Below are 12,245 nucleotides of genomic sequence, written 5' to 3' on the forward strand. Positions count from 1 at the left end.
GTTGTCTTAAGATTAAAAGACTTACCAGAGTCAAAAAAAATTAAGCAAGCTTTCAAACAAATACATTTATGTCTACTGAACTTCAGTCTGAACTTATTCAAGCAGTTGAACTTCGCCGCAACTTTGCGATTATATCTCACCCAGATGCTGGTAAAACTACACTAACTGAAAAGCTACTCCTGTACGGGGGTGCAATTCACGAAGCTGGGGCGGTTAAGGCGCGACGGGCACAGCGCAAAGCTACTTCTGACTGGATGGCGATGGAGCAACAACGGGGTATTTCCATTACCTCCACAGTGTTGCAATTTGAATACCGGAATTGTCAAATAAATTTATTAGACACTCCCGGACACCAAGATTTCAGTGAAGATACTTATCGTACTCTCGCCGCCGCCGATAATGCCGTGATGTTGATTGATGCGGCAAAGGGTTTGGAACCTCAAACGCGCAAATTGTTTGAAGTGTGTAAGTTGCGCGGTATCCCGATTTTTACATTTATCAACAAGCTCGATCGCCCAGGAAGGGAACCTCTGGAATTGTTGGATGAAATTGAGCAAGAATTGGGATTGCAAACCTATGCAGTCAACTGGCCGATTGGTATGGGCGATCGCTTTAAAGGTGTTTTTGACCGACACAAGCAACAAATACACTTGTTTGAACGCAGCGCCCACGGCAGCCGAGAAGCCCGCGATACAATAGCGGAATTAGGCGATCCGAGAATAGAAGAACAGCTAGAACAAAGCCTGTACTACCAACTGAAAAACGATTTAGAACTGTTAGAAGGAGTTGGGCCAGAGCTAGATTTACAGTTGATACATGAAGGCAAAATGACGCCTGTGTTCTTTGGTAGCGCCATGACTAATTTTGGGGTCGAGTTATTCCTCAAGTATTTCCTCGACTATGCCCTCAAACCCGGTTCTCATATCAGCAGTGTTGGCGAAGTTCCCCCTACATACCCGGAGTTTTCGGGGTTTGTCTTCAAACTGCAAGCGAATATGGACCCGAAGCACCGCGATCGCGTCGCATTTATCCGGGTTTGCACTGGTAAGTTTGAAAAAGATATGATGGTGAATCACGCTCGCATTGGTAAACTCATCCGTCTGTCTCGCCCGCAAAAACTCTTTGCTCAAGAGCGAGAATCGATTGATGTGGCTTATCCTGGCGATGTGATCGGTTTGAATAATCCCGGTGTTTTTGCGATCGGGGATACAATTTACACGGGACAAAAGCTCGAATATGAGGGGATTCCGTATTTCTCGCCGGAACTGTTTGCGTCTCTGAGGAATCCCAACCCCTCGAAGTCTAAACAATTCCAAAAAGGTGTTGCGGAATTGCGAGAAGAAGGTGCTGTGCAAATTATGTATTCAACTGATGAAGCCAAGCGCGATCCAATTTTGGCGGCGGTGGGTCAGTTGCAATTCGAGGTGGTACAGTTTCGCTTACAAAATGAGTATGGTGTAGAAACCATATTAGATTTATTGCCCTACAGTGTCGCCCGTTGGGTTGAGGGTGGTTGGGAAGCATTAGAAAAGGTGGGACGAATATTCAATACCACTACAGTTAAAGACAGTATGGGACGACCAGTGTTGCTATTCCGTAATGAATGGAATTGTCAACAGTTATTGGGCGACCATCCAGAGTTAAAATTAAGCGCGATCGCTCCAGTATTTTCTAGTCAACAACCAGTGGAAGAGTGAAGAAGAATACAGAATTAGTCTTACAGAATACTCAACTGAGTTCTGATAACTGACACCTTTATTCAATCTTTATCGTTCACTTGACAAGCAAAACTTGAGCGCGGTTGATTTCCACGGCATCCGAGGTTCGCGCTTTTGCACAAACGTGGATCATTTAGAAGAGATTGGAGTGCCAGAATTTGTATGCCTTCACATGCCAAACCGTCTTTGGAGGCTGGTTTAGTTGCCCTCAAACAGGGAAATTACCAAACAGCGATCACCCAACTAGAACCTATTGCTAGCAGCCAAAATAATGGGACTGCTAGCTTACAAGCTCAGGTTGGTTTAGTGATGGCTTATGCTCGCACTGGCGAAGTTTCCAAAGCGATCGCTATTTCCCAGAATCTCATTGAGAGTAACAATCCGCAAGTTCAAGAGTGGGCAACACGCGCTCTCGAACACCTGACAAAACGTAAAAAATCCGAGCGAGAATCAAAAAAAGTTGAAACTGGATTTGTTGCTTTTGAGAATTCAACACCAGANTTCAACACCAGATTCAACCCCCATTACTCCCCGGAAACTCCTACATCAGAGGAAAAGCCGAACGATGATCGAGTAATAGAAACCAAAAGCGACGACATCCCGTCGATGGTGCCACTAGCTAGACTCAAAGCTACATTAGCGACACCGCCACCACCACTGGCTGCATCCCTAAGCGGCTTCATGGGTTCTGTTACTCGCACCCAAGCCAAATTATTCGGTGTTATTTACTGGCGACAAGCACAACGCGCCAGAGCATGGCAACCACTACGTAAACCAAAATTAATTCCCTTACGACTACTCTCCGCAGGGACATTCATCGCCCTGTTTTGGGTAATACGAGAAATCCTCAAGTTCGCACTGGGATTAATCAACCAGACTTTAGTCAAACTACCTTATCTGGAGCCAATACAGCTTTTATACCACGATCCTACTCAACTGTTGCTAATCGCATTGGTGATTTTAATCGGAGTATCACCTTGGTTGCTGGATCTGCTACTGGCGAATTTGTATGGTCAACGAGAATTTCCGAAAGATGTATTGAATACCCATAGCCGCGAAGCCGTTCGGGTGCTACAACGTTGTTCCCAACAGCGGCACTGGCCGTTACCCAAACTGCGGATTTTACCAACGGCTGCACCAATTATTCTGACTTATGGTAGTTTACCACGTAATGCCAGAATTGTTGTGAGTCAAGGGCTATTAGAGCAGCTGGCAGATGATGAAATCGCCATTATTTACGCTACGCAACTAGGGCATATCGCTCACTGGGATTTTGCTGTAATGTCTTTGTTGCTGCTGGTGACACTACCAACTCATAAGCTATATCAGCAAGTGTCGGAGTTGGGAGACAAAATATCCGCGAAAATTTGGCGCTGGCCAGTGACAATTCTGGCGAGTCTGATTTATGGAATTTGGTGTTTGCTGACTGGAACTGCATTGTGGTTGTCGCGGTTGCGGCTTTATTATAGCGATCGCGTCGCCGCTGAAATTACTGGTAATCCCAATGCCCTGATTCGCGCTTTACTCAAAATTGCCATTGGCATTGCCGCTGATATCCAAAAACAAGAACACACCAGTTGGCAACTGGAAAGCTTAAATCTCTTAACACCAGTCAGCTACCAACAAAGTTTATCTTTGGGCACTATTGCCAGTAATCTATCTTTTGAATCCTTTTTGAAGTGGGATACCGCCAATCCCTATCGCCGATGGTTTACGATTAATAATAGCCATCCTTTAATGGGCGATCGCATCGAACGTCTCTGCCAAATAGCTCGTCACTGGCATCTAGACACCGAACTACATTTTGATAGCGTTCCATCAAAGGTTAAGCGTCAGTCTTTTCTATTACAAGTCGCTCCCTGGTTGGGAATTCCTCTAGGGGTTCTGTTTGCAGCTTTAGTTTGGCTAACCTGGCAACTAGCATTCACACTCAAGTTTTTAAATCTAAAGTGGATATATGAAGATTGGTCTTTCATTACAGGCTGTCTTCTGATTGGCTTTAGCATCGGTACTGTGATGCGGATTAATTCTTTCTTCCCCGATATTAAACCTGCCACCGTACAAACTGAAGACAGCTTACCCAACCTGTTAGCTGACCCTTCTGCCTTACCTATTGATAGCGTCAGCGTGCGTCTTGTGGGTAAATTATTAGGTCGTCAAGGCACTAGTAACACCCTAGCGCAAGATTTAATCTTGCAATCTAGCGCGGGTTTGGTGAAATTACACCACATTTCTTGGCTAGGACAGTCAGTCAATCACCAGGATCTAATTGGCCGGCAAATTATCGTTACAGGTTGGTTTCGCCGAGGAGCAACACCTTGGATCGATATCCAAACTCTAGAAACTCAAAGTGGTAAAACCATTCATAGCCCTCATCCCATTTGGTCTACTTTTTTAGCTGTTGCAGCACAGGCTTGGGGCGCATACGTCTTTCTCACTGGTTAGTCATTGGTCATTGGTCATTGGTTATTGACAAAGGACAAAGGACAAAGGACAAATTGGAATGTAAACAAAAGTTGCAGGTTTTCTNNNCAAGTGTTACATTTATTTACACAAACAACAGCAACCGACATAACTCAGTATCACCGCTTAGTTGTGGATTTAGGTGCTTTTTCCCCGTCTATACCTTTTTATCCTCCCAACACAGCAGCAAATNNNCCAGCCAGTGGCTGGTTTTTGTTTCAAAATATGCTCACTTGCATAAAAAAATGTGTTTTATGTTACCATGCAGTAATACTAATGCCGAAAAGATATGCGCTAAACTAGCTACGTAGAAAATACCGTGGTAATGTAAGGAATGGTATTTGATTCTGCGAAAAAGGGCATAGAAGAAAGCGTGTACTTTAGCAGGCAATAGGCTATTAAATTTACAATTCTTAGAATTAAGGTGTTATTAGCTCACCATAGTGTGAGCCTTTGGATTAAACAAGCTTGATCCCGACGAAAAACTGTATTGTTGTATAAGTTGACAGTTTCGAGCAAAAAAATTGGTTTATGGCAGTCTTGGTCAATAGCATCTATTTAAAAGCCAAAGCTAAGTGATTGTTTTCTTGCCTTGCCATGTTCATTCAACTCTGGAGGTATAGTTCATGTCCGTTCGCCTATATATAGGTAATTTGCCTAAAGATGAAATAGATCGTCAAGATCTGCAAGCCGTTTTTGCAGCAGAAGGTGATGCTGTAACTACTAAATTAATTAAAGACCGCAAAACTGGCAAATGCCGTGGTTTCGGTTTTCTTACAGTCAACAATGACGAACAAGCTGACGAAATTATTGAAAAGTATAATGGTCAGATGTTCAAAGACACTCCCATTAAGCTAGAGAAGGCATTACCTCGGACAAAGGGTGAAGAGGGCGACGAGCAAGCTCCTAAACCAGTTACTCTTGCTAGTACTAGTAATAGTACCCCGACTCCTAGCCCGAACAGAGAAGGTAGCCGTCGTGAGAAAAGCTCTAAAAAGCCTCGTCGTGGCGGCGGTGGCGGAGGTTCTCGCGAAACCAGCACTACAACCACCGATTCGGACGCCATTCGTCCAGATCCTCGTTGGGCTTCGGAATTAGAAAAGCTGAAGCAGATGCTAGCTGCACAAACTACAAATTAATCCTCAAGGGAGAGAAATTAAAAATTAAAAATCAGAATATTTTTTGATTTTTAATTTTTAATTGTTGATAATTATCTAGCTGCTTAGTTTAATGAACTTGCAGCTAATTTTGTAAGCGCGTAGGCGCAGTCCGCTGTAGGTATCGCATCGCTACTAGTCACATCAATTCGTACCTAAGAGTTAGCAGCAAAGAGCGTGCAAACCGCCCAAGCTCCATAAAATTTATCTGGATTTTAATCAAATCAAACGACACATAAGTTTCACAAATTTATCATACTTGCGTAACAAAAAAGTATATATTGATGCAACTATAGTTTATGTAGACTTATTGTTAAAGCTTGCTTATAAAAAAAATAAAATTAAGTTTTTGTGATTGGGGTCAAATGAGTAGTGATACCGTGTTAAATCATGTCCGTTTGATTGCTTATTAAACCCGAAGAACCCCACCCTCGCCAAAGCTACGCTTTGTCTCCCCTCTCCCGAAGAGCGGGGAGGGGATTAAGGGGAGCCAGTGCGGTCTTCTCCCAAGGGGAGACGCCAAGGGCGATGGGGTCTCCCCAAGTGGAGCATCTGGCGTGTGGGGTGCAATGACTGTGGTTAGCATAACTAATTCTGCGGACACGATATTAGAGGGCGATCGCACTCACTACCCCTACCGCAATCCCTACAAATTTATGCTCAAAGATGTATTGACAAAATTCACTTATTTTTAATTTGTGACAAATGGGAGGGGTGTGGGGATATGTTTTTATTGAGTGCATAAATCAGAAAATGCATCGAACTAAACAGTATGGGATGAATAAATATATCCCTAGCATTGGATATTGCATTTAATTGGAGTATTACGTATAAATTCTCAACACTCGCAATTTAGTTCAGACAATAAAACAGATTTAGAAGCTCTAGGTTTAATCAAAAAGTTAGATAACGAGACCTCTCAAGTTATTAGCGGTGGAGGCTTCCTAGATGGACTCGACCTAGGAGGCGTATCACTCATACCCAATCCCAATCTCAATCCAACCGGATCGAAAAATACACTTGACATATACAATGGGACTTCTTCTCCGCTCTATTTTGATTTAAGCTTTGGTAATACAATTTCGCAAGATCTTCAACTAAAACCCGGTAATTCAATAGTCTTTTCAGACCAAGCAACAATAGCTGATGTGAGGTTTGATGGAGATTTGTACACAGATGGTATTCAACTAAATAAAACTACCGTCAACGCTCCTGGAAATTATGCTTTTGTCTTAGGTTCCAATGGGATACTAAGTCTCATCTAATGCAATGCTTCTTAGTTGCAAATATCTTTGAAAATACTAGTCTGCCATGATTTGTTCTATAAAAAAATTATGGCAGACAGCGTGAAAACAAAAAATTGCAGCAGTGCTTATAATAGCTTAATTGGTACATTGAGAATTGCCAAAAATATTGATTTATATAATGATATAATGTTTATCCAGTAAGGGTTACAGCCTTAGCGGAACTTTCTGTTCGATTGCTCATTACCCCCTGATTACACACATAAAAAAACCTGATCTTTATCAATGCGATGCCTACGGCGGGCTGCGCCTACGCAGTAATTATCTGGATTTGATAAATTAGAGTCAGTAATGCCAACAGAAGCGGAGGCGCGATTGCTCTAAAGATAATCTACACTCAAGGAGATACCGATAGTTTTCAGCTTCTGTTATGTCCTCAACTCTAGATTCTTTGCCACCTGCGCTCGCTAAAATTGTCCAGCGCTTTCAACGCGCTTCCGAACCGAAGCGACGCTACGAACAGCTAATCTGGTATGCTCAGAAGCTCAATGAGTTTCCAGAAGCGGAGAAATTACCCGAAAATAAAGTTCCTGGTTGCGTGTCTCAAGTTTTTATCACCGCAGCTTTGGATGACGGTAAAGTTGTGTTTCAGGGCGAGTCTGATTCCCAGTTAACCAAAGGTTTAGTAGGTCTTCTCGTTGAAGGATTGCATGGACTAACGCCAACTGAGATTGTCCAACTTACCCCAGATTTTATTCAAGAAACAGGTTTAAACGTTAGCCTGACACCTTCCCGTGCGAATGGATTTTACAATATTTTTAAAACTATGCAAAAAAAAGCATTGGAATGTAAGTTAGATTTGCCTAACTAAACTTGGTCATTGGTCATTGGTGATTTGCAAAGGACAAAGGACAACTGACAAATGACAAATAGCGTACAACTACCAAAATTTAGTCTTATGCCAAGCAATCTATTATCTACTGCTGCTGCTATTGGCTTTGGTGGAGTAGTTCAAGAATATCTCTGGAATTTTGAAAATCAGCAATTGCGGGTTGTTTATGAAACCCTCGGTAAAGGTTCACCGCTATTGCTACTACCATCTTTCAGCAGTGTTTCGACGCGTTTGGAAGTCGGTGAACTTGCCAAGTTACTAGCTCCCAATTTTCAAGTTGTAGCCATAGACTGGCCTGGTTTTGGTGAATCTTCTCGCCCTAGTTTGAATTATCGACCGGAAATATATCAGCACTTTCTGGAAGATTTTGTCAAAGCTGTTTTTAATACTTCCATTACCGTGGTGGCGGCTGGTCATGCTGCTAGTTACGTTTTACAATTAGCTGTGAAACAACCTGCTGCTTTCTCAAAGATTATATTGTTAGCTCCTACTTGGCGTGGGCCTTTGCCAACAATGGGCGCAAGTCAGCAAATAGCTGGCATTGTGAGAGGATTGGTGCGATCGCCTATACTTGGTCAAGCTCTCTACAAACTCAATACTGCCCCATCTTTATTAAGTTTTATGTATCGCCGTCATGTCTTTACTGACGCGGCTAAAATTACACCGAGTTTCATTGAGAAGAAGTGGCACACAACTCAACAACCAGGAGCGCGATTTGCATCTGCTGCCTTTGTCACTGGTAATCTTGATGCTGTACACGCACAATCTGATTTTTTAGAACTTGTAAAGTCTTTAACTGTACCGCTCATGGTAGTAATTGGAGAATCCAGCCCCCCAAAATCACGAGAAGAAATGAACGCTTTGGTAGCATTACCAGGAGTGAAAAGTTTTGTTATCCCTGGTTCTCTGGGATTGCATGAAGAATACCCAGCAGTTGTTTTAGAAGCAGTTCAAGATTTTTTGTTCTCGTCAGGAAATTAAATCTTCGCACCAAGACGCAAAGATCATTTTGCACCTTGGTGCGAAATGAAAATTAGTTCAAACTATTGCGATTAAGTTTTTGCAAGCGAGAAAGAGAAAGCGCTAGTAGACCGACTATACCAAGACCAAGGACATTTGACGACTCAGGCACAGTCTTGACTTCAAAATCAAAATTGAAAGTGCCAGACTCTTTAAAGGGAATACGGTGATTATCACTGCCTAAATCCACTAGCTTGAATGATGCAGAATAAGTTCCCAGTGGTGCAGCAGCATCAGTCCAAAAGGTAGGGGTGAACGAAAAATCATCACCACTGCCGATTGTGTAGATATCACCGACTGACTTGACAATATCAACGCCTGCTGAATCGCCAATATTCAATCCGCTGCTAATTGACGCTAATTGTAAACCAATATTTGCACCTTCAAGGGACGACTGCCAACGACCATTGGAGCTATTGAATAAATATTGGTTGTCTAATTCTTTGGAAGTTTTTAGCGACGCGATAGGTTCTATTGTCAGATTGCTATATTCCTTATCTGTTGCAGTACTAATCAAGCGACCAGTATAAAACCCTGTACCAGGTAATAATGTTAGCGGCGGTTGTTCTGAGTAAGATTCAGGAATTCGGTTATTTGTATTAGTTGGGTTAATAGTTAGGTTATCTAAAGCACCTGAGTAGCTATAAGTACCAATGCCGTGGAAATGGCTTGATTCCGGCGTGTCTTCATTCCTATGTGCAAAGAGAAGGGTTAAACGATTGTAGTTGGGGTTCTCTAAACCTGCGTATGTCCCTGTAGAGAGAGCCTCCAAACTATCTAATCCAATGTAAAAGCCCGTTTCATCTGAATGATTATGAGTATCATCTGCTTGTGCTGGCGCTAAAGCGGTAGATAAAACCAGTGGCGCAACAACCAAAAAGCTGATTGCAAGAGACGCAGATGCTTGCCCTGTTTGAGTTACTTGCTTTTTCGAGCAGGTAGTGTTTCTTGAAACCACCACGCTTCTCCATCAATCTATAATTTTTCTATGTGATAATGATTATCATGCTTGTTGTAGAATTGTCAATGTACTAACCTGCGACTTCCCGCAGGGTGAGTTGGAATATTCTTATCAGCTACGCCAACTCTTGAATATTTACTACTTATTGCAGATGCATAAAAATAAAATGTTTTGTGATTAAATTATGTGATGATTTTGCTGAAAGCCAAAACAATAGCAAGTTCGCACAAAAATATAAAAAGATTTATCATAGGCGATAATGATTATCCATAAGGTGAGACAAGAGGAATTTAGAGTATGGTGGCTGACGTAATTAACAATTCAGTTCCCGTTACTGTTCTTACAGGCTATTTGGGAGCAGGTAAAACGACTCTACTCAATCACATCCTCACCTACGAACACGGCAAAAAAGTTGCTGTGATTGTCAATGAATTTGGGGAAGTGGGTATTGATAATCAATTGATTATCGATGCAGATGAAGAAATATTTGAAATGAATAATGGCTGTATCTGTTGTACAGTGCGCGGCGATTTAATTCGTATCATTGGCAATTTGATGAAGCGGCGCGATAAATTTGACCATTTAGTAATTGAAACAACTGGATTAGCCGACCCTGCACCAGTGATTCAGACATTTTTTGTGGATGAAGATTTGCAAAGCCAATTATCTCTAGATGCAGTGGTGACAGTGGTAGATGCCAAGCATATTTGGCAGCACTGGGATGCAGACGAAGCCCAAGAACAGATTGCTTTTGCCGATGTAATTTTACTTAATAAAACAGATTTAGTAGCGCCAGAAGAGTTGAATGAATTGGAGAAACGGATTCGGGCGATGAATGCGATCGCAAAAATCTACCGCACCCAAAATTCTGAACTAGGAATGGATGCTTTATTAGGTGTAAAAGCTTTTGATTTAGATCGTGCATTAGAAATTGATCCAGATTTCTTGGGAGAAGATGCCCACGTACACGATGAAACTGTATTTTCTGTGGCTTTAGTAGAAGCGGGTGCAGTTGATGGAGAAAAATTAAACGCTTGGCTTTCAGAGTTACTGCGTACTCAAGGCCCCGATATTTTTCGGATGAAAGGCATTTTAAATATTGCTGGAGAAGATAATCGATTTGTATTCCAGGGAGTACACATGATATTTGATGGCAAACCCGATCGCCCCTGGAAACCAAGTGAAACCCCCAAAAACGAACTAGTCTTCATCGGTCGCAACCTTGATGCAGCCCAACTCAAGCAAGATTTTCTCGCTTGTCTAGCTTAAATAGGCAGTGGAGAGTAGGGAATTTACCAGTTCCCCATTCCCCATTCCCCATTCCCCATCCCCTTTTACAAATATGAACACCACAACCAGCAAATCTAAGGAATTTGAACAACACTATTCGGGAACACTTTCAGATTATGTAACTGCGATCGCTTGGTCGCCACAAGGTAAAACTTTAGCAGCAACTTCTGCCGCCGGGGAAGTTGTTCTGTGGAATAATGGCGAACTCACAAGCTTACAAACTGGTAACGGTAAATCTGTAGACTGTCTAGCTTTTTCGCCAGATGGAAAATTTTTAGCCGTTGGTGGACAAGATGGACAGGTGAAAATTTGGCAGAATACTGAATTAATCGCCACTTTGGAAAATGCCCCCGCATGGGTTGACAAGCTAGCTTGGAATTACACCAGTAACCAACTAGCTTTTAGTTTGGGGCGTTATGTCCAAGTCTGGGATGCAGATACTCGTGAAATTGTTGTGACGCTGAATTTTGAAAACTCGTCAGTTTTGGGCATTGATTGGCGCATTGATGGGCAATACCTAGCCATTAGCGGTTATCAGGGTATCAAGATTTGGCATAGTCAAAACTGGGATGAAGAACCATACAACCTAGATATGACTACTGTCAGTGTGGCTATGGCTTGGTCGCCTGATGGTAAATACCTGGCTTCTGGCAACATGGATCGTAGTGTCACCGTTTTAGAATGGAACAACCCCGACCCTTGGGTGATGCGTGGCTTCCCTGGTAAAATTCGCCAATTGGCATGGTCAGAAGCTATGACCAAAGTCGGTGCGCCAATACTGGCATCTTCTAGCGTTGAAGGTATTGTGGTGTGGGAAAAGCTAGAGGATGACACTTTAGGTTGGGAAGCGCGAGTTTTAACAAATCATGTAGGTGTGATCAATGCGATCGCCTTTGCACCCAAAAGCTTCCTTCTCGCTTCTGCTGCTGCTGATGGCTGGTTATGTTTGTGGAACAAAGCCAAGGAAGTATCCCAAATTATCACAGGTGTCTCAGCAGGATTTTCCACCCTAGCTTGGCATCCCGAAGGTAAGTTACTGGCCGCAGGCGGTGAACAGGGCGAATTACTTGTTTGGTCAAAGGTTTTGCGGGGTCAAGGATTCGGGCGCAGTTAAGGTTGAAGCTAGGCAATTTATTAGCTATGCTGTATCAGCAAAGCTATCTTTGTGTAAATTATGAACATAGTCAAACTGATTTTACTCGCCTGTCCCGCATTTCTCGTATCCATGCTGCTGGTAGTCAATCCAGCAAACGCATCCAGCCTGCAATCTCTATACCCTACACAAATTGTTACGGTAGTATCTACACAACAAATTCCTGATCTGGTAACACCAATGTTGACTCAAACATCTAATCCGATTATTGATCAACTTGGTTGCAATTGTGCAAACTGTGTTCAGTCTAAATTTCAGTCTTTACAAGGCAAACTGCCATCTGTCGATTTTTAATAAAGTTAGAAGTTATGGATATTGTAGGGGCACAGCAATGCTGTGCCCTTATT

At 42.5% G+C, this 12,245-nt stretch carries 10 protein-coding genes; 9 read left to right on the forward strand and 1 reads right to left on the reverse strand.

Annotated features, from left to right (window positions below):
- Positions 1 to 68 precede the first annotated feature (68 nt).
- From QUD05_RS06480 to QUD05_RS06505, 6 genes are all read left to right on the forward strand, one after another.
- Positions 69 to 1,697: a peptide chain release factor 3 gene (locus QUD05_RS06480; protein WP_289795355.1), complete on the forward strand. Its 1,629-nt coding sequence runs from the start codon at positions 69 to 71 to the stop codon at positions 1,695 to 1,697.
- A gap of 183 nt (positions 1,698 to 1,880) precedes the next feature.
- Entirely contained in the window at positions 1,881 to 4,163 is a 2,283-nt protein-coding gene (locus tag QUD05_RS06485; protein ID WP_289795356.1) for a M48 family metalloprotease, read from the forward strand.
- Between the two features lie 644 nt (positions 4,164 to 4,807).
- On the forward strand, positions 4,808 to 5,320 hold the full coding sequence (locus tag QUD05_RS06490) for an RNA recognition motif domain-containing protein (protein WP_289795357.1): 513 nt from the start codon (positions 4,808 to 4,810) through the stop codon (positions 5,318 to 5,320).
- A gap of 824 nt (positions 5,321 to 6,144) precedes the next feature.
- Positions 6,145 to 6,603 (forward strand): hypothetical protein, encoded by a 459-nt coding sequence (locus QUD05_RS06495; RefSeq protein ID WP_289795358.1) that lies wholly within the window; start codon positions 6,145 to 6,147, stop codon positions 6,601 to 6,603.
- Between the two features lie 409 nt (positions 6,604 to 7,012).
- Entirely contained in the window at positions 7,013 to 7,453 is a 441-nt protein-coding gene (locus tag QUD05_RS06500; RefSeq protein WP_289795359.1) for a SufE family protein, read from the forward strand.
- 87 nt (positions 7,454 to 7,540) lie between these two features.
- Positions 7,541 to 8,455 carry an alpha/beta fold hydrolase gene (locus QUD05_RS06505; protein ID WP_289799895.1) on the forward strand — a complete coding sequence of 305 codons (915 nt, stop codon included), beginning with the start codon at positions 7,541 to 7,543 and terminating at the stop codon, positions 8,453 to 8,455.
- Between the two features lie 52 nt (positions 8,456 to 8,507).
- On the opposite strand, the gene QUD05_RS06510 is transcribed toward QUD05_RS06505, so the two are convergent.
- Positions 8,508 to 9,455 (reverse strand): all3515 family Zur-repressed PEP-CTERM protein, encoded by a 948-nt coding sequence (locus tag QUD05_RS06510; RefSeq protein WP_289795360.1) that lies wholly within the window; start codon positions 9,453 to 9,455, stop codon positions 8,508 to 8,510.
- A gap of 297 nt (positions 9,456 to 9,752) precedes the next feature.
- Here QUD05_RS06510 and QUD05_RS06515 point away from each other — a divergent pair, with 297 nt between their 5' ends.
- The 3 genes from QUD05_RS06515 to QUD05_RS06525 all read left to right on the forward strand — a co-directional run bounded on the left by QUD05_RS06515 (position 9,753) and on the right by QUD05_RS06525 (position 12,192).
- Entirely contained in the window at positions 9,753 to 10,724 is a 972-nt protein-coding gene (locus tag QUD05_RS06515) for a CobW family GTP-binding protein (RefSeq protein ID WP_289795361.1), read from the forward strand.
- Positions 10,725 to 10,797: 73 nt separating this feature from the next.
- Complete coding sequence (locus QUD05_RS06520) at positions 10,798 to 11,859, forward strand: WD40 repeat domain-containing protein (RefSeq protein WP_289795362.1); 1,062 nt, start codon at positions 10,798 to 10,800, stop codon at positions 11,857 to 11,859.
- A gap of 60 nt (positions 11,860 to 11,919) precedes the next feature.
- Positions 11,920 to 12,192, forward strand: coding sequence for a hypothetical protein (locus tag QUD05_RS06525; protein WP_289795363.1), 273 nt, complete (start codon positions 11,920 to 11,922; stop codon positions 12,190 to 12,192).
- Positions 12,193 to 12,245: the final 53 nt, after the last annotated feature.

It is taken from the genome of Nostoc sp. GT001 (assembly GCF_030382115.1).
GTDB lineage: Bacteria > Cyanobacteriota > Cyanobacteriia > Cyanobacteriales > Nostocaceae > Nostoc.

What these genes read in the sequence shown, in the direction of transcription:
- QUD05_RS06505 (WP_289799895.1), top strand. Translation starts at nt 7,541, where the DNA reads ATGCCAAGCAATCTATTATCTACTGCTGCTGCTATTGGCTTTGGTGGA.
- QUD05_RS06480 (WP_289795355.1), top strand. Translation starts at nt 69, where the DNA reads ATGTCTACTGAACTTCAGTCTGAACTTATTCAAGCAGTTGAACTTCGC.
- QUD05_RS06525 (WP_289795363.1), top strand. Translation starts at nt 11,920, where the DNA reads ATGAACATAGTCAAACTGATTTTACTCGCCTGTCCCGCATTTCTCGTA.
- QUD05_RS06490 (WP_289795357.1), top strand. Translation starts at nt 4,808, where the DNA reads ATGTCCGTTCGCCTATATATAGGTAATTTGCCTAAAGATGAAATAGAT.
- QUD05_RS06520 (WP_289795362.1), top strand. Translation starts at nt 10,798, where the DNA reads ATGAACACCACAACCAGCAAATCTAAGGAATTTGAACAACACTATTCG.
- QUD05_RS06515 (WP_289795361.1), top strand. Translation starts at nt 9,753, where the DNA reads ATGGTGGCTGACGTAATTAACAATTCAGTTCCCGTTACTGTTCTTACA.
- QUD05_RS06500 (WP_289795359.1), top strand. Translation starts at nt 7,013, where the DNA reads ATGTCCTCAACTCTAGATTCTTTGCCACCTGCGCTCGCTAAAATTGTC.